Origin of the sequence: Butyrivibrio sp. WCE2006 (assembly GCF_000701985.1) — a bacterium.
In the GTDB taxonomy this organism is placed as follows: domain Bacteria; phylum Bacillota; class Clostridia; order Lachnospirales; family Lachnospiraceae; genus Butyrivibrio.
The window spans coordinates 1-17,756 of the sequence record NZ_JNKH01000043.1 but is presented as its reverse complement, the minus strand read 5'-3'; the positions used below and the strand labels follow the sequence as shown (position 1 = coordinate 17,756).

General features: G+C 38.3%; 14 protein-coding genes and 3 tRNA genes. 1 reads left to right on the top strand and 16 read right to left on the bottom strand.

Annotated features, from left to right (window positions below):
* Positions 1–22: 22 nt before the first annotated feature.
* The 12 genes from T501_RS17115 to T501_RS17060 form a co-directional block, all read right to left on the bottom strand.
* A complete protein-coding gene (locus T501_RS17115) occupies positions 23–778 on the bottom strand; it encodes a tRNA1(Val) (adenine(37)-N6)-methyltransferase (RefSeq protein WP_044916455.1) in 756 nt (251 codons plus the stop codon).
* Positions 753–2,318, bottom strand: a complete 1,566-nt coding sequence (ricT, locus tag T501_RS22465; protein WP_081843227.1) for a regulatory iron-sulfur-containing complex subunit RicT — start codon at positions 2,316–2,318, stop codon at positions 753–755. Before ricT ends, T501_RS17115 begins: the two co-directional genes overlap by 26 nt.
* Positions 2,319–2,321: 3 nt before the next feature.
* Positions 2,322–3,353: a DNA polymerase III subunit gene (locus tag T501_RS17105; protein ID WP_044916453.1), complete on the bottom strand. Its 1,032-nt coding sequence runs from the start codon at positions 3,351–3,353 to the stop codon at positions 2,322–2,324.
* Between the two features lie 54 nt (positions 3,354–3,407).
* Entirely contained in the window at positions 3,408–3,848 is a 441-nt protein-coding gene (locus T501_RS17100; protein WP_044916451.1) for a YaaR family protein, read from the bottom strand.
* Between the two features lie 33 nt (positions 3,849–3,881).
* The gene (locus T501_RS17095) at positions 3,882–4,472 is read right to left on the bottom strand and encodes a nucleoside/nucleotide kinase family protein (protein WP_026510077.1); all 591 of its coding nucleotides are present in this window, start codon (positions 4,470–4,472) and stop codon (positions 3,882–3,884) included.
* A 28-nt stretch (positions 4,473–4,500) separates the two neighbouring features.
* Positions 4,501–6,084: an aminotransferase class I/II-fold pyridoxal phosphate-dependent enzyme gene (locus tag T501_RS17090; RefSeq protein WP_044916449.1), complete on the bottom strand. Its 1,584-nt coding sequence runs from the start codon at positions 6,082–6,084 to the stop codon at positions 4,501–4,503.
* Between the two features lie 216 nt (positions 6,085–6,300).
* The gene (locus T501_RS17085; protein ID WP_197027989.1) at positions 6,301–7,851 is read right to left on the bottom strand and encodes a carboxylesterase/lipase family protein; all 1,551 of its coding nucleotides are present in this window, start codon (positions 7,849–7,851) and stop codon (positions 6,301–6,303) included.
* A 182-nt stretch (positions 7,852–8,033) separates the two neighbouring features.
* Positions 8,034–9,671, bottom strand: a complete 1,638-nt coding sequence (locus T501_RS17080; protein WP_044916443.1) for an extracellular solute-binding protein — start codon at positions 9,669–9,671, stop codon at positions 8,034–8,036.
* A 73-nt stretch (positions 9,672–9,744) separates the two neighbouring features.
* Positions 9,745–10,644 (bottom strand): carbohydrate ABC transporter permease, encoded by a 900-nt coding sequence (locus T501_RS17075; protein WP_026510074.1) that lies wholly within the window; start codon positions 10,642–10,644, stop codon positions 9,745–9,747.
* Positions 10,645–10,726: 82 nt separating this feature from the next.
* On the bottom strand, positions 10,727–11,752 hold the full coding sequence (locus T501_RS17070) for an ABC transporter permease (RefSeq protein ID WP_242845557.1): 1,026 nt from the start codon (positions 11,750–11,752) through the stop codon (positions 10,727–10,729).
* A gap of 196 nt (positions 11,753–11,948) precedes the next feature.
* Positions 11,949–12,089 carry a hypothetical protein gene (locus tag T501_RS23000; protein WP_155994911.1) on the bottom strand — a complete coding sequence of 47 codons (141 nt, stop codon included), beginning with the start codon at positions 12,087–12,089 and terminating at the stop codon, positions 11,949–11,951.
* Between the two features lie 207 nt (positions 12,090–12,296).
* Positions 12,297–14,354, bottom strand: coding sequence for a helix-turn-helix domain-containing protein (locus tag T501_RS17060; protein WP_026510072.1), 2,058 nt, complete (start codon positions 14,352–14,354; stop codon positions 12,297–12,299).
* Between the two features lie 317 nt (positions 14,355–14,671).
* On the opposite strand from T501_RS17060, the gene pckA reads away from it, so the two are divergent.
* Positions 14,672–16,285, top strand: coding sequence for a phosphoenolpyruvate carboxykinase (ATP) (pckA, locus tag T501_RS17055; protein WP_044916434.1), 1,614 nt, complete (start codon positions 14,672–14,674; stop codon positions 16,283–16,285).
* Positions 16,286–16,733: 448 nt separating this feature from the next.
* Here pckA and T501_RS17050 read toward each other — a convergent pair whose 3' ends face one another.
* The 4 genes from T501_RS17050 to T501_RS17035 all read right to left on the bottom strand — a co-directional run bounded on the left by T501_RS17050 (position 16,734) and on the right by T501_RS17035 (position 17,755).
* Entirely contained in the window at positions 16,734–17,267 is a 534-nt protein-coding gene (locus T501_RS17050) for an HD domain-containing protein (protein ID WP_044916431.1), read from the bottom strand.
* A 238-nt stretch (positions 17,268–17,505) separates the two neighbouring features.
* Positions 17,506–17,578 (bottom strand) — tRNA-Phe (locus tag T501_RS17045).
* Positions 17,579–17,586: 8 nt separating this feature from the next.
* Positions 17,587–17,660, bottom strand: a tRNA-Met gene (locus T501_RS17040).
* 13 nt (positions 17,661–17,673) lie between these two features.
* Positions 17,674–17,755: transfer RNA gene (locus T501_RS17035), tRNA-Tyr, on the bottom strand.
* Position 17,756: the final 1 nt, after the last annotated feature.

Sequence of the window (17,756 nt, the reverse complement as noted above, 5' to 3'; positions counted from 1 at the left end):
CATTGTCATGTCAGGCAAGATTCTAAAACCCGTAATTTTCCTTAATCTCCCTGCAGTACTCCCCCGGAGCATCATATATTATAAGTGGTGGCTCCACCGATAATCTTGGTTTGCCGTCCCTTAGCCCCTCAATAAGTACCATGTTCGGTTCCTTATCAATATATGGATGGATCATCCTGATTCTTTTAGGCTCAATCCGGTTTTCACACATACATTTAAAAATCTCTGCAAGTCTGAAAGGTCTGTGCACCATATAAAATCTACCGCCGGGATGGAGTAGTTTTTTCGCACATACCATGACATCTGAAAGATCACAAAGAACTTCATGCCTGGCTATTGCCTTAGGATTATCGGGGTTTGTAAATCCATGCCCTTTTATCATATACGGAGGATTTGTCGTTATAACGTCAAAAGAGGCAGGTTCAAATAACTTATCCGCCTCTTTTATATCGCCATGTACTATGCGCACACGTTCTTCAAGGTTATTGATCCTTACGCTGCGCATAGCCATATCCGCACTATCCTTTTGAATTTCAAGCCCAACCAGACTTTTAGCCTTTGTTTTTGCAGACATCAGAATGGGAATTATACCCGTCCCTGTTCCAAGATCAAGAACATTGTCTCCATCAGAAGCACTTGCAAATCCTGAAAGCAAAACAGCATCCATTCCAAAACAGAATCTCTCAGGATCCTGAATGATCATGAGTCCGTTTCTTTGCAGGTCATCGAGCCTCTCTCCCGGCTTTAAGAGTTCATTCCTGTTTTCCGCCTTGTCCATTTACTCCCTCTTCACGGTTCTGTCTTCTGTTGTCCTGATTTCTTTTATCCTGGTTCCTGTTGTCCTGGCCCTTATTGTCCTGGTTTCTGTCATCCCGATTTCTGCTATCTTTATTTCTGTTCCTGTTCTTATTGAAGTTTCTCTTCTTATTATTCTTTTTATCGAAGTTTTTCTGGCCTTTTCCCTGATTGTTATTCTGGTCACCATTATTGCTCAGATTGCCTTGCTCTTTGCTATTCTGGCCACCCTGCTCTCTGTTATTATGACCACCCTGTTCTTTATTGTTCTGGCTGCCTTGATCCCTGTTGCCATGACCATTCTGCTCTTTGCTATTCTGGCTACCCTGTTCCTTACTATTCTGACCGTTTTGGTCTTTACCGTTTTGACCGCGTTCCCTATTATTCTGGCCATTCTGTTCTTTGTTGTTTTGACCGGTCTGCTCTTTATTAGTCTGATTTGAAGAAGCATTACTGTTGTTAGCTGCTGCCTGATTTACATTCTCTTCCTTTTTACCTTCAGACCCCTGATTATTCTGAGCATTCTGATTGTTCTGCCTGTTTTGGTTGTTCTGTCTGCTCTGATTATTTGAACCAGCCTGATTATTCTGGTTTCTGTTTCTTGCAGGCTTCTCAGAGATGCTTAGGTCTTTATCCTGCTGCTCAAGTGCCTTTGCTGCCTCTTCATCAGCATCCTTCTCTCTAGAGGCATTCTGCTTATGCTTCTGTTTCTTTCTTACCACTGTAAGATCATCCACATTGGCTTCGTGAACTTCCTTCTCATCATCAACATCAACAAGGATTCTTACTGTCTGCCTCAGAATATTTACACTTGCAACCTCACCCTCAAGGTCTTCGTTTGTACGAACGATATCGCCAATTCCGGGCATTTTGCGATTAAGCTCCTCATAAACATCCTCTTCATTTTTAAGGCAGCACATAAGTCGTCCGCAAACTCCGGATATTTTTGTAGGATTAAGTGATAGATTCTGCTCCTTAGCCATCTTAATGGAAACAGGTATAAAATCTGAAAGATATGAATGACAACAAAGTGGTCTACCGCAAATTCCGTAGCCACCTATTATTTTCGTCTCATCACGAACACCAATCTGTCTAAGCTCTATCCTTGTCTTGAATTCTGAAGCAAGGTCTTTGACCAGCTCTCTGAAATCAATTCTTCCATCAGCGGTAAAATAAAAAAGTACCTTATTATTATCAAAAGTATATTCAGCATCTATAAGCTTCATCTCAAGACCATGCTTTATGATCTTTTCCTTACAGATTCTGAAGGCTTCCTTCTCTCTTACTTTATTGCTTTTTTCCTGCTCATCATCCTTCTCATTAGCCATTCTTAAAACAGCTTTGAGCGGCTTTGTAACCTCGCTGTCATCCACATCTCTGGGATCTGAGAGAACCGTTCCGTACTCTACGCCTCTGGCGGTCTCAACAATAACGTGGTCACCCTTTTTTATATCAAAGTTACCCGGATCAAAATAATAGATCTTGCCGGCTGTTCTGAATCTTACGCCGATAACTCTGGTCATAAATTATAAATTCTCCTTTATATCAAGCATCAGCATCTCCAGGGACATAAGGTTATTAACATTTGCTCTTATCCTGCCTCTTGCCCTTTCAATTGCCTTTAACATATTATCAATTTCTTTATAAGAACATTTTTCCGTAACACTACTAATATACGACAGTTTATCCGCGAAAATCAAGTGATCAGCGCTTCCCTCCGCCATATATACAAGGATATCCCTCACGTAAAAAGTCAGTACATCAAGAAAATTATTAATGAGTATTACATCTGTTTTTTTGTCAGATCCTTCCTGAGGTGACAAAAGCATCTGCAGACGTTCCGTCATTTCACTTATCTGTATTCTTTCAAGTCTTGAAATAAGATCGATTGCTCCGTTTTTCAGACGTTCAAATTCTTCATTTTCAGTTAAAAGAATAGCTTTTCCCACATTCCCTTGTGCAAAAGAAACTGCAAGTTGTGCCTTATAGTCAACCACCTTTTTCTTTTCCATAAGGAACCTGGTTATTAAATCATCTCTCACAGGTTTTATGGGGAATACTATACATCTGCTCAGAATGGTCGGAAGAAATGCATCTATATTTGAAGTAAGTATAATAATCGTAGCATATGCAGGCGGTTCTTCCAGTGTTTTCAATAGAGCATTCTGTGCCTGCTGTGTCATCAGTTCTCCGTCCGGAATTATATATATTTTATGGTCTGAATAGGGTTTTATAAAAACATCATCACAGACCTGCTGCCTGATCTCATCTACACCAATAGAAGTCGGTTTTTCATGTATGACCATCCTTATATCCGGATGTGATCCACTTTCTGCCTGCTTGCAGGAATGACACTCACCGCAGCTTTCTATATAACCGTCTATTTCCCGCTTATCCTCACACAAAATTGTCCGGGCAAAGACCCCTGCAATCATTTTTTTACCGCTGCCGGAATCTCCGGAAATTATATAAGCATGGGATATCTTATCTGTTCTCAGAGCATTTTGCATATGCTCTTTAATCTGGTTCTGATCTACTATATCTGAAAAACGCGCCATCAGCGCAAATTCCTCCCCTGTATGTTGTACTATAACTTATGCTGTTTCCATTTATCATGTAAAAATATCAAGCAAAAGTCCTTCTATTTGTCCTATCTTTGCCAGGATATTTATATTATCCTTCTCGTCCTTTACAAGCTCCTGCGCCAGATCATCAAGATTTTCATCTATAAGCCTTATTATTCCGTAAACTCTGTGTCTTCCGCGTCTGTCCAGAAAATTTTCTCTTGAAAAGGCATGGGATCTGGTAACTATCTCATTGAGAAAATCCTTAATTAAAAGCCTGTATCTTTGCATATCCCTGATATCATTCTTTTTGGATATCTGTTTTCCCTGCTGAACAATATCCTGCATCATAATGTTGAGGCGCTCGGCAAGAGTAGAATCCTCTATTTTACTGGTAAGAGTAAACTTAAAATCTCCGTTTGCCTCCTGAGGGGCACCTGTCTGCTGCACCTGTGAAGTTTGCTGAACATTATCAATCCTGATATCCATAAGCACCTCTTAAATTAGGATGGTTATGCCAAATCAACTATTTTCTATAATGTATTTTTCGATCTCTTCGATACAATCAATGAGATCAGAATTATTATCAAATGTCCTGTCTATTTCTGCCTGTTTAAGCCTCTCATCAGAATAATCTGCCTTATCCGCCAAAAAACGCCTGCACATTTCATCGTATTTTGGTTCCTCCTGCTTAAGCTCTCTGCTCATAGCTCTTTGCATTAATACTCCGTCCGTCGCACTGATCATTAGCGGAACAACCTTCTCTTTTCCAAAATACTTTCTCATGGAAACGTACATATCTACAGTTCCTATTATAAGATAATTCCCATCCTCAAGATCTATCTGGCCGTCATCGACAGTAAAATAGTGCCATGGTCCATACATGGTGTTATATGTTCTTTCTTCAATAATCTTTTTGTCCTTTTTAAATGCCTCATATCGATCTATATTGCAAAAATAATATTGAACACCATCCTGTTCTTTTTCGCGCATTGGTCTCGTGGTGTAAATGATTACATTTTTTAAATCAACTATTTTTCTTTCAAGTATATTTTTATATATCGTATCCTTACCACATGAACTTCTGCCCATGATCACAAATATTTTTCCCATAAACAACTCTTACAACTTTCGATTTATATTATTTATCTCTACGGCATATTACCTTAACGAATATGTCTCCATTATCATTAATGTTTATTCCCTGGATATTCATTTTTTCATTAATGTACTTTTCTATATTTAAAATAAGTCTTTCAGAAAAAACTTCTCCCGGTGCTATAAGGGGAATTCCGGGCGGATACAAATTAATAAAATCACCTGAAATATGCCCTTGTGCCTCTGATAATAGAATATCTTTCTGTACCTCATCCCAGGCATTATGCAATGTTAGTTCAGCTACCGGAAATTCAGACAGTTCAGGTATCTCTATGTCAGAGTTCGTCTTTTTATGCTGCATGTCTTGGAAGAATTCTGAATCTTTTGGAGCACTTTCATGGCATATACCCTCATTTTCAGATACTGTATCACAGGATATTTCTGACTCTTTGAGTTCTTCGCCAATATTTAATTTGTCTCCATTTCTTATATCGGATAGGCATTTGTCCAGATCAAGTATCGCATCAATAAGCCGATTAATACCGTCCTCGGTGTCATATCCTGTAATTATCAAAAGAGCATAATGATCCCCTGCCATCTCAGGTTGAAGCTTATACTTTAATCGAAGTATATCATATATCTGCTGCCCTGTGATAGCTTCATCCCGAGCGCTGATAAGAATCTTACAGGGATCATTAATAATATCTATCCCCGGAACATAAAGCTTTTTACAATCAGCTGTTTTAGCAAGAATTCTTTCTTTATATGACACAAGCTTCTTAAAAACTACATTGCCTCTCTCTCTGATGTCTTCTATTGCTGAATCAATGGATGCCATTAATACGTATGAGGGGCTGCTTGACTGATAAATCCTAAGGAATCTCCTTAACCTTTCTCTGTTAACCAGATTGCCCTGTACATGTATAAGAGCCGTCTGTGTCATAGATGCAAGGGTCTTATGAACACTATTGATTACCAGATCCGCTCCCTGTGCAATTGCACTTTCGGGGAAGCCCTCATATAATCCGAAATGCGCACCATGAGCCGCATCAACTATCAGAATTTTGTTCTTTTCATGGCATATCTGTGCAATTTTCTTTATGTCCGACGATATTCCATCATAAGTAGGAGATGTTATAAATACAGCACTTATATCAGAGTCATCTCTTAATTTTTCATATACCTCGACTGGATCAGTTTTTCCCCATAGAGCTCTGTCGTTATCCAGAGGTATCCTTCCCGGCTTTAAGTACTCAAGCTCTAATCTTCTTAAATATGCCGCATGATAAAGTGCCTTGTGGGAATTTCTGGATGCAAGAATCTTTCCTCCGTCAGGAACAGCCGCAGACACCGCTGCCAGAATGCCTGATGTACTCCCATTAACAAGAAAATGTGTCTCATCAGCACCATATAGCTTTGCTGCACGCTTTTCAGCCTCAAGTATAATTCCATACGCATCATGAAGATTGTCAAAATCATCAATCTCCGTTATATCAATATCCATATAGCCTGCCATATCTGTTGCATCAGGATTTCTCTTATGTCCCGGCATATGAAACGGATATAGCTCATTTCCATTTAAGCTATCCAGCCTGCTCTTAATAGACTTAGGATTTTTATTGACCATTTAACTGCCTTTCTTTTAAATACATTTAGGCTTTTATTATAATTCGCCTGCGCTCCTTATGCTACAACAAGCTTGGCAACACCTTAAGCAGACTCGCATGGTTCGCACTAAGTGCGCTACTCAAACAAGCTCCACTAAGCTCGACAATACCTCTCTAAGTGCTCTACTCAAAAAGAGGCCTGAAACCAAGCCCCTTTCTGTAAATAATTATGTAATTTAATGCTGGATCTCAACATCTCCACCAAATTCAAACTTCGGTACAATAGATTTATGAAGATCAATAAGTTCATTGTCAAAATTGTGTCTGACCTCACAGGTTCTGTCAAAAATCATGGTAGCCTCATCACCGGGCTTTGAAGCATCCCACACAGGAAGCTCTTCATGATTAGGATCACCTGTTTTTGCAAAATTAATTACTGCTTTAAAGATCTGTTCCTGAAGTTTGTCTGATACTCCCGGTACATTTGCTACAGGCACAAGATCAATATTATGGAAGAAAAATGCTATGTCTGAGCAGTGCCATGCCGGTTTGTTGTGCTGAATAGGGAATTCAAGGGCAAAGAGATATGAATATGTATTTGCCTCAGTTCTCTTGCTTGCCTCTTCTATCAGCACTTTTGTAGGTGCTCTGAATATTGAATCATAAGATAAAAGATCTATGATCTTCTTATCAGGATATGCTTTTCTGAATTTCTCAATAAGTTCATCAGCCTTATCGCCATATACTTTCTTTATTCTCTCACTCATCTCTTCTTCTGACATGGTTGTCTTGTCAAAATTAAGCGGCATGAAAGCAAACTCTCCAAAAACACTTCCTATCATAAGGGGAATCCTGGAAGCATTCTCTGTAAAGCCTACAAATTGAGGTTCTCCCTTGTACCAGTCATTTATCATGGGAGACATTCCTGTATATAGTCCCTGCTTTTTAATCTCGGGAGCTACCTTTTCATATGCCTCAACAAGTCTTTCGTACGGAAGCTTTTGAAGTTCATCAACCTCTTCCTCCTTAAGTCCGAGTTCTTTAAGCATAGCCGTAACTATCGGTTTTCCATCTCCTTTTCCCGTATCCATGAAATCTTTTCCAAGAACACCACTCATGATGATACCCTTGTGGAAAAGTCCATCTGCTTCAGGTGTCTGCATAAGTGAAGAAACCTTCATTCCACCGCCTGACTGTCCGAAGATAGTTACATTTTCAGGGTCACCACCAAATTCAGCGATATTCTCCTTAACCCACTTAAGCGCTGCAACCATATCCGCATTTCCGCAGTTTCCGGAATTCTTATACTTTTCTCCAAATGGTGAAAGATCAAGATATCCAAGAAGGTTCAGTCTATGGTTAATTGTTACTACAACCACATCACCTTCCTTAGCCATCGCTGCACCGTCATAGCAAAGCTGCTCTATTGATGATCCCGCAAAAAATCCGCCGCCATGTAGCCATACCATTACAGGCATTTTTGCATTTCTACAGAGCTTTTTTGACCAGATATTCAGATTCTGGCAATGCTCATCCTGAGGCCAGTAAGCATGAGGAACCATCAATTCTCCTCTCGGTACATCCTGGTGCATAAGAGGGCAGACCATGCCAAAACTTGTTGCATCCTTTACCCCTTCCCAGGCTTCAACCTCTGTTGGCTGGCAGAAACGCTCAGCCTCTGCGTAATGTACTCCCTTAAAAATATAGGTGCCATCATAAAAATATCCCTGAAGTTTTCCCTTTTTTGTACTTACAATTGTCGATTCATCCTGCTTAAAGTATTTCATAATCCCTTCTCCATTCTTTTAGTCATTTGTCTTCAAGTGTTTGGATTTTTACCCTTTATAATTATTTACCATCCCATATACAAGGTGAAACGGTCAAGTATAATACTGACCGCTTCACTTTTTTCTATGATTCTTAAATCTGAGATTCAAGAATTATATCAACTATTAAAGTTCCCCGATTATTAGCGTGCGTTATATCTGTCAAGAGCTGCCTGCTTAAGTTCAATGCAGCGATCAATGTTATAGGTCTTTAACTGCTCTACAAAGCTGTCATACTGATCAAGTGACTGCTCACCTGTTATGAACTTAACAGTATTTTCCTGAACAAGTGTCTGAATATCTGTATAAAGTGTTACATATTCTGAATTCTCAGCATCTGTCATTGTCATGCAGCTTGGAAGCATTAAATCAAATTTGTCCTTATCGAACTCATCATAAGCTTTAAGCGCATCCTGTCCTTCATAAATAGGATCAAACATTCCCCAGTTGTAAAGACCAAAATCAGATGTTCCAAGTGAGTATGTGTAAACAGCTTCTGAAAGAGTATTAACTTTTCCTTCATCAACCATAGCCTGCATAGCATCTGTAAGGTGATATGTATCACCATCCTTTGTGTAAGACTCGCCTTCAATACCAAGTGAATCAAGCATCATAGCTTCATTAGAATACCAGAAATCAAGGTATCTGCATGCAAGCTCGGGATCCTTACAGGATGTGGAAATACCAACCTCTTCCTTAACGATTTCTGATGTAGCAAAACCGATTTCCGGTGTGTCACCTTCTTTAAGAACAGGTGCTGATGTAGCTACGATATTGAAATCCTCATCTGTTGTGTAACCCTGCTGCTTAAGTACATCTGCTGTGAATCCCCAAAGTTCGATACCTGCACCTGCTTTACCTGTTCCCATATAGTCTGCAGGGCTCATCATGTCTGCTGCATTTGTCATGAAGTTAGGATCAATAAGTCCTTTCTCATACCAATCGTGGAAAAGTGTAAGCCACTGTTTATATCCATCTTCCAGGGGACCATACTTTACTTTATCGCCATCCTTATAGAATTCGCCAAGAACTCCGTAAGCTGAAAGGAAATGACTAAAGTAATCATAACCATTTGTACCAATCATAAGAGGAGCTTCACAATCAGGATAGTTTTCTTTGAAAGCTGTAAGAACTGTTTCCCACTGATCTATGGTTCTCGGTACTTCAAGTCCAAGATCCTTTAACCAGTCACCACGAAGAGCCATACCTGCCCAAACTCTTTCACCTCTTACATCACCAAAATATGATGCAATTGTACGTGTTCCAACAATTTTGCCTTCATCAGTAACTGTATCTTTTTCCAAAGCTTCGCTGCTCTTACGAAGTGCCGTATATGTAGGCATGTATTTTTCAGAAAGTTCTGTGAGATCTAAAAGAACGCCGTCCTGTACTCCCTTTTCAGTTCCACCGGGATAGTATGTTCCGCAATCACGAATGATATCCGGATATTCTCCTGATGCAAGCATAAGTCCAAACTGTTCCTGAGCTGATGCTGCGTCCACTACCTGCCAGTTAACATGAACGTTTGTGAGTTCCTCAAGCTTCTGGATTGCTTTCAGATCATTAGGATTTTCTACATAATCATTACTCCAGACAATCCATATGCTAAGTTCTTTCTTTTCAGAAAGTGGCCATGTCCACTCTCCGGCATCTGCTGTAGCTGCATCCGCAGTAGTTCCTGCTGACTCTGCTGAAGCGGCACTTCCCCCTTTGCCGCATCCTGTAACGGTTCCCACAAGCATCGCTGTTGTCAGAATCATTGCTAATACTTTCTTTTTCATAAACATAAACCTCTCTTTCATATTTTAACTTAAAATGTTTTCTTTTTTCATCAAATATTAGATTTTCGTTGCGTCATCCCTTTACAGATCCAACCATTACACCTGATACAAAATATTTCTGGCAGAAAGGATAAATCATCAGTATAGGAAGTGTTGAAACTACAATTGAACCATACTTAACAAGCGTCTTATACATCTGAGCATTATCCATAAGGTCACCTGCATTTGCTGTAACAGAATTAGTAGAGTTCTGTGCGGAAATAAGGATCTCTCTCATGAACATCTGAAGAGGATATTTATCCCTTGCTGTCGGTAAATACAAAAGTGCTGAGAACCATTCATTCCACTTTCCTACAGCGATAAACAGTATTATTACCGCAAAAGTCGCCTTACAAAGAGGCAAAATAATATTGAACATGATTGTTAATTCACCAGCACCATCCATTCTTGCTGATTCTTCCAAAGAATCCGGTATAGCCTGAATCGCTGTTCTCATGATGATTATGTAGAAAACACCCATCGCCTGAGGAATAAGAAGTGCAGCTCTTGTATTAAGAAGTCCAAGCCTGTTTACTACCATATATGTAGGGATCATTCCACCGTTGAAAAGCATTGTAAAAGCAAGAAACATCATTAGTGCATTTCTATAACGGAATCTTTTTCTTGATGTAATATATCCCGCAATTACCGAAAGTACGCTTGTGATAAGACACTGCATTATCACATAAAAAATTGTGTTTCTATATCCAATCCAGATGTTCTTATACCTCATAATGATCTTGTAAGCATTTAGTGAAGGCTTACCCAGTGGCAACAATATAAAACTTGATGCCTTATCTACCAGAGCCGGCTCTGAAATTGATGCAAAGCATACATGGATAATCGGAACCACACATAAGAATGCTATAAATGCAAGAAGCAAGTAGTTCAGTGAATCAAAAATCCAATCACCAATTGTCTTTTTTACTACCATTTTGAATCCTCCAATCAAAGTCATGATATAGATAGTTTCTATAATGACCACTTAAATTTTCTTACTGATCTAATGTTCTTTATCAGAATAAACTTGATTCTGTATATTTCTTTGAAATAGCGTTAGTTACTAAAAGGAATGTAGTTCCAATTATTGAATTGAACAAACCAACTGCTGTTGAAAATCCGTAATCATACTGCTGAAGACCACAACGATAAATATAAGTACTTATAACATCTGCAGTTTCATAAGTTGCAGGTGTATAAAGAAGAAGTATTTTATCTGCTCCTACCTGCAGTAGTGATCCCATTCTCAAGATGAGCATGATCATAATTGTCGGTAAAATTGAAGGTATTGTAATATGGATGCATCTCTGCCATCTGGATGCTCCATCAAGTACTGCTGCCTCATAAAGCTGCTGATCTACTCCTGAAAGAGCAGCTATATAGATAATTGATCCATATCCCATTCCCTGCCAAATATTTGATGCGATATGAATTGCCCAATAATTTGCCGGGTCAGCTAAAAGATTCTGTACTGATGTATGTGTAAGCTTTGCAATTACATTAGAGATAAGTCCCCCACTCTGTGTGAAATCAACTATAAGTCCACATACAACAACCATTGATATGAAGTAAGGCATATAAGATACTGTCTGAATTGTCTTTTTGAAAAATTTTGTTCTTACCTCATTAAGAAGAAGTGCAAAAATGATCGGTGCAGGAAAACCAAATACTACATCCAAAACACCTATCATTGCTGTATTTCTAAGTAATCTAAAAAAGTAAGGTCCTGTAAAAAATCTTGTAAAATTATCAAGTCCCACCCAGGGGCTTCCTGTTATCCCAAGCGCAGGAGTGTATTTCTGAAATGCCATCATGATTCCTGCCATTGGAATATAATGAAAAATAATGTACCAGACTACTATTGGTATACACATAATGTATATAACCTTGTTTCTGGTTATGTCCGTTTTCAAATTATGAACAAACCCCGCGAACCCTGCATGCTCAACATATCCTGTAGAGGGAATAGCATTTTTTTCTTTTTTACGACTCTGCCCTCTTTCAGAATATATAAGTTTTTCTTTACCCATTACCTGCTCCATAACTTATAAACTCCTTTTCCTTTCCTCTTCTTCTCCGTTCTCTCCCGGGCCTCAGCCCTAAATTTATTGTAAGTATACTGTTGTAGTACTTTTGGCAAAAGAACCTCTTTTTTACTCTTATGTACGATTTTTGGCATAAAGTAAAAAATGGTACATCTGCAAAAAAAGACAATAATAGCTAAAAAGATAGCAATAATTAGGCATTTTCCCTGCATTTTTTATCAGAAATCGTGCCCTGCTCTACATGGTCCACCAGATTCGATAATACCTCGTCAAGCGGACTTGCCTGGCTCGCACTAAGCTCGTGAAAAACCTCGCCAAGTATCCTGCTCAACATCAAAACAGACCAAAGATTTAACAATCCCTGGTCTGTTTCAAACTTTAGGAAACCCTCACGAATATCGATTACCTAACTTTACATATTCACTTTTTGCTTACTTCATCCTACAAGCTTTATTATGTTGTCTCTCTCATACTTAACCACATTGCTTATATATGATTTTATCTGTTTCGTCTGAGAAGTCTTATGATGCCTCCATTTCAATTATTTACTTTTATAATAATCTCCGGGAGTTGTCCCATGCTTTTCCCTAAAGCATCTGATTAGTGGTCTTGGCGTAGTAAATCCAACCTTGTCAGCTGCATCTTTAACTGTGCATCCCTTTTCCATCAGTGCTTCAGCATTTTCGAGTCTTACATTATTTATATATTCAAGCATTCCAATACCATAAACCTGCTTAAATGTTCTTGAAAGATATGAATTGTTGACATTAAGTTCATTCGCAACACTGTTAACATTCATATCTTTATCTGAAAACTGCTTATCCACATATTCTCTTGCTTTCTCCACAAGCTGGATAGTCTTTCCGTTACTTTCATGTTCCAATACTTCATTATTATTTATATCTTTACTGCTCTCTACCGCTGCATTAACAATTTCGTCCAGCATACTCTGGGCTTCAATTCCTCTATGCATTCGATACATGTTTTGGATCTGTTCCATTTGATCCCAGCTTGTAAGAGTAGCTTTGCCATCATCATCAAGAGACAATTCTTTATAAAATGCTACATTTTTAAGTACACCTACATAAATTCTATACTCTCTTACAATCATGGATTCTCTGTTTGCTGCGGGAATAGAATTAATTCCATGATGAATATCAGAAACATTTGCAACAAGAGCTATATCAAATTTCTCTCTAATAAAGCTGCATACTGTATTAAGCTTTTCGGTCAGTTCAGAAAATGATATATCATTTTCCCCGGTAAGCATTACTATATTATAGAACCAATGAGCCAAACCGCCCGTAATCAAGAGATGCTCTTTTCCTATAAGTTCCTCTGATACATTGTGTATTATGAACCATATCTGATCTCTTTCCTTTTGCTCCATCGGCTTATCAGTAGGATTATCTATATCATAACTTATGACCAGATATCTGTTTTCTTCATTATTACCTTCAATTGTATCAACTCCATAATTAAGTAACTTGATAAGCCTTGTTTCATTATCACTCTTGAATTTCCTGAATTCATTTTCCGACACCTCAAGACTATTAATTGCATTACTTATCCAACTCTCTATTCGTTGAAATTCATCGTTCTGCCCTGAATTCTCACCCATATCATGATCTTCCATAAACTCTATCAGGGATTCAATCGGCCTGTACTGAGCCCTCATCATATGAGTCAGTGCAATTCCGATAAGTAATAGCAGTCCGAATCCGTATACAATAACACCTATTATGAAAGGTTGAATTGAAGCTCTTGCAGTCTCTATATCATTAACAGCAACGAATTTAAGTCCATACTTTCCTATTTCATAGGAATACACGAGTTTTTTATCTATTATGCTCTGCCCATCTGATGAAAAACATTTTGAGATAAACTCATCGCTATATTCCTCATCACCAAAGGAAATATAATCTCCATCATCAGCAACAAGATACACCTTTTGTACGTCATTCAAGATACCGCGTATTTCATTTTTATCTAGTTTAATTAATAGTACTGCTTCCTGATTATCAAATGAATCTGCATACTGTGTAGACATTGAGTAATAAAGTTGCTTGTCATCTTTTACTCCAACAATTTTAAATTTGCTGTAAAGATCATCTTCAAATAATTTTTTATTAATATCAGCATCAATATCCAGACCAGAAATTACATGAATCCCCTTATCAAGATAAATGAATTCCCCCATGGTTAACGCAGAAGGACGGCCTCCCGGGAAAAACAGGAACATCTTTCCAAATGTTTTGTGAATTGCGCTATACTCATCCATAAGTTTTGACAGTTCAGATATTCTCATCCTGTCTTCTACTGTCTCATCATGCCTTTTAGCAGTCACCTTGATCATACTATTTGATATAAAAGTTTGAGCGCCAAGTACAACCTCCTCACAAACACTTTCCACTCCTGATGCCTTTTCTCTTACCAGTTTTTCCTGAAGATCTTTCTCTTTTGTATATAATTCATGTACCAGAAAAAAAGCTGAAGAAATCATTCCAATACCTGTAAGAAGAATGATTATCAGCCCAAATAATAGCCACCTCCTTAGAAGAGGTCGATGCTTCAGATATTTCGAAATTCGTTCAAGCATTTATTAACTCCCGGAAGAAATAGTTCATATAGCGAGCAGATTCCTAAAGATTTAGATTAAAAGAGAAAAATTTTCACAAACTCTCTGCTATCCTAATATTATAACCCATTTCAATTTCCAATGTATCTTCATAAATTGCTCTGTTTTAAGTTTTTTTAAGTTTTCTATCACTTTATCCATATTTTAAAGTATTTGTTAAATTTCTATTATTTTTGTTATTTTTCTAACAGAATATTGTATAATGTAGTGTATGGGCGTTTAGCTGATTATTACTTAACATCAGCTATCACAATAGAAAAAGAAAAGGAGTTAAAGAAATGGCAGAAATCAATTTAACACAGTACGGTATTACCGGAACAACTGAGATTGTTCACAACCCTTCTTATGAGCTTTTATACGAAGAAGAAATGAAGTCAGATCTTACAGGTTATGAAAAGGGTCAGGAGACTGAGCTTGGCGCCGTTAACGTAATGACTGGTATCTATACAGGACGTTCTCCTAAAGATAAATACATCGTTATGGATGCTAACTCTAAGGATACAGTTTGGTGGACATCTGAAGAATATAAGAATGATAACCACCCTATGACTGAAGAGACTTGGAATACAGTTAAGGAAATCGCTAAGAAAGAGCTTTGCGATAAGAGACTTTTCGTTGTTGACGCATTCTGCGGTGCAAACAAAGATTCTCGCATGGCAGTTCGTTTCATCGTTGAAGTAGCTTGGCAGGCACATTTCATTAAGAACATGTTCATCCAGCCTACAGATGAAGAACTCGCTGATTTCAAGCCTGATTTTGTAGTATATAATGCTTCAAAGGCAAAGGTTGAGAACTATAAGGAGCTTGGTCTTAATTCTGAGACTTGCGTAGCTTTCAATATCACAAGCCGTGAGCAGGTTATTATTAACACATGGTACGGCGGAGAGATGAAGAAGGGTATGTTCTCTATGATGAACTATTACCTTCCTCTTAAGGGCATGGCTTCCATGCACTGCTCAGCTAATACAGATATGGAAGGTAAGAACACTGCTATCTTCTTTGGTCTTTCCGGAACAGGTAAGACAACTCTTTCAACAGATCCTAAGAGACTTCTTATCGGTGATGACGAGCACGGTTGGGATGACAACGGTGTATTCAACTTTGAAGGTGGTTGCTATGCAAAGGTTATCGGCCTCGACAAGGATGCTGAGCCTGACATCTACAACGCAATCAAGAGAGATGCTCTTCTTGAGAACGTTACTGTAGCTGATGATGGTAAGATTGATTTTGATGATAAGAGCGTTACAGAGAATACTCGTGTTTCTTATCCTATCAACCACATTGATAATATTGTTCAGAAGGTTAATAAGATTTCTGCAGGTCCTGACGCTAAGAATGTTATCTTCCTTTCAGCTGATGCATTCGGTGTACTTCCTCCTGTATCAATTCTTACACCTGAGCAGACACAGTACTACTTCCTTTCAGGATTCACAGCTAAGCTTGCTGGTACAGAGCGTGGTATCACAGAGCCCACACCTACATTCTCAGCTTGCTTCGGCCAGGCATTCCTTGAGCTTCATCCTACAAAGTACGGTGAAGAACTTGTTAAGAAGATGCAGAAGTCTGGTGCTAAGGCATACCTTGTTAACACAGGTTGGAACGGCACAGGTAAGAGAATTTCCATCAAGGATACTCGTGGAATCATCGATGCAATCCTTAATGGCGATGTAAACAAGGCTGAGACAAAGAAGATCCCGATCTTCGATTTCGAAGTACCTACATCTCTTCCGGGTGTTGATCCTGCAATCCTTGATCCTCGTGATACTTATGCAGATGCTTCTGAATGGGAAGCTAAGGCTAAGGATCTTGCAGAGAGATTCACAAAGAACTTCAAGAAATATGAAGGCAACGATGCTGGTAAGGCTCTTGTAGCTGCTGGCCCTAAGCTTTAATATTATTTACTTATAACATAAGTAAGAATTCATAAGTTGCAAAATCCACTTGACCTGGTTACCTCGTCAAGTGGATTTTTTTGAACAGAAATCTTGTCTTAATTACCGTGTCTAATTGATTTTGGTTTCAGCAGAGATTTTGACTTTGTTACCTCCATCATATTGTTTTTTGAGTAAAAGCCTTGTCTTGGTTATCTTGTCAAATCGATTTTTGTTTAGACATAAATCTTGACCTGATCCCCTCCTCATATTATTTTTTGTTTTAGGCAGAATATTTGTCAACGTATTTTCAGGTCTTATACTAGACCTAGCATGGTTTTAATGACATCTAATGGAGCTTGTTGTAAGTAATAAAGTATCATCCATTTTTTCAGTCTTAAATTATAAGAAAACAACAAAAAATCTCTACCAAGCCCATCTAAAGAGAGCCTGATAGAGATTATTATATTTAATCTTGCTCAGGAATATCTATATATTTCACCTTAATCTTAGCCTTATGAAGACCGAGTGTCTCCATAGTAGAGCAATACTTATCAGCTAAGGTTACTACCCATGCCTCCCTGCAAAGAGGTGGAACGATAGTCAATGGCCACATATGCTTCTTGATTATGTCCTTCTCACGAGGTGTCAATACAAAATCCCTGCTAGCATTTTTTAGAGCCGTTCCCGGATGAAAAAATCCATGCAATTTTGGATGTACATTACCCTTATCCTTACCATCCTTATGCCAATCGTATAAGAAGTAATCGTGGAGAAGTGCACCTCGTACCAATTCTCTTTCTTTACATTTTACATGTAAGAATCTATTTATACGTAATGCCCGATCAGCAACATTTATGCTATGTTCATATACTGACATGTCTCCATGTTGAATAAACCCATGTGATAAAATAAAAGATCTTGATGAAAGAATTTCCTTCCCATGTTTATGAAGTAATTCTCTGATTTTCTTATGTCTTTCAAATTTTTCCTGTCTAGTCATTTAAAATACCGCCCCTTTAAGTAAATCCGAATTTAATTTTATAAGGGTTTTATAGATATATCAACAAAAAAATAATAAATTTGCATGCTATAAAATATTTTTTTTCATTCTAAAACTTTAAACCTAATAAAATTATTCCGATATTTGATACCTTTGTCCTATATTTCTCAGGCAATAACTAAACTATTAAAACTAACTTGAAATAAATGCGAACTGCTAAATAAATTAATAAAAAAGATGCCTAGACTCGGAATCGAACCAAGGACACGAGGATTTTCAGTCCTCTGCTCTACCAACTGAGCTATCTAGGCAAATTGAGTAGCGGGGACAGGATTTGAACCTATGACCTTCGGGTTATGAGCCCGACGAGCTTCCAGACTGCTCCACCCCGCGATATTTAATTGAATGGATGGCGGTGGATTCGAACCACCGAAGCAATTTGCAGCAGATTTACAGTCTGTCCCCTTTGGCCACTCGGGAAGCCATCCA

Coding starts and splice junctions, on each gene's coding strand:
- T501_RS17115 (WP_044916455.1), bottom strand. CDS start 778: ATGGACAAGGCGGAAAACAGGAATGAACTCTTAAAGCCGGGAGAGAGG.
- T501_RS17080 (WP_044916443.1), bottom strand. CDS start 9,671: ATGAAAAAGAAAGTATTAGCAATGATTCTGACAACAGCGATGCTTGTG.
- T501_RS17100 (WP_044916451.1), bottom strand. CDS start 3,848: ATGGATATCAGGATTGATAATGTTCAGCAAACTTCACAGGTGCAGCAG.
- T501_RS17095 (WP_026510077.1), bottom strand. CDS start 4,472: ATGGGAAAAATATTTGTGATCATGGGCAGAAGTTCATGTGGTAAGGAT.
- T501_RS17050 (WP_044916431.1), bottom strand. CDS start 17,267: ATGACTAGACAGGAAAAATTTGAAAGACATAAGAAAATCAGAGAATTA.
- T501_RS17090 (WP_044916449.1), bottom strand. CDS start 6,084: ATGGTCAATAAAAATCCTAAGTCTATTAAGAGCAGGCTGGATAGCTTA.
- pckA (WP_044916434.1), top strand. CDS start 14,672: ATGGCAGAAATCAATTTAACACAGTACGGTATTACCGGAACAACTGAG.
- T501_RS17085 (WP_197027989.1), bottom strand. CDS start 7,851: ATGAAATACTTTAAGCAGGATGAATCGACAATTGTAAGTACAAAAAAG.
- T501_RS17060 (WP_026510072.1), bottom strand. CDS start 14,354: ATGCTTGAACGAATTTCGAAATATCTGAAGCATCGACCTCTTCTAAGG.
- T501_RS17075 (WP_026510074.1), bottom strand. CDS start 10,644: ATGGTAGTAAAAAAGACAATTGGTGATTGGATTTTTGATTCACTGAAC.
- ricT (WP_081843227.1), bottom strand. CDS start 2,318: ATGACCAGAGTTATCGGCGTAAGATTCAGAACAGCCGGCAAGATCTAT.
- T501_RS23000 (WP_155994911.1), bottom strand. CDS start 12,089: ATGTTGAGCAGGATACTTGGCGAGGTTTTTCACGAGCTTAGTGCGAGC.
- T501_RS17070 (WP_242845557.1), bottom strand. CDS start 11,752: ATGGAGCAGGTAATGGGTAAAGAAAAACTTATATATTCTGAAAGAGGG.
- T501_RS17105 (WP_044916453.1), bottom strand. CDS start 3,353: ATGGCGCGTTTTTCAGATATAGTAGATCAGAACCAGATTAAAGAGCAT.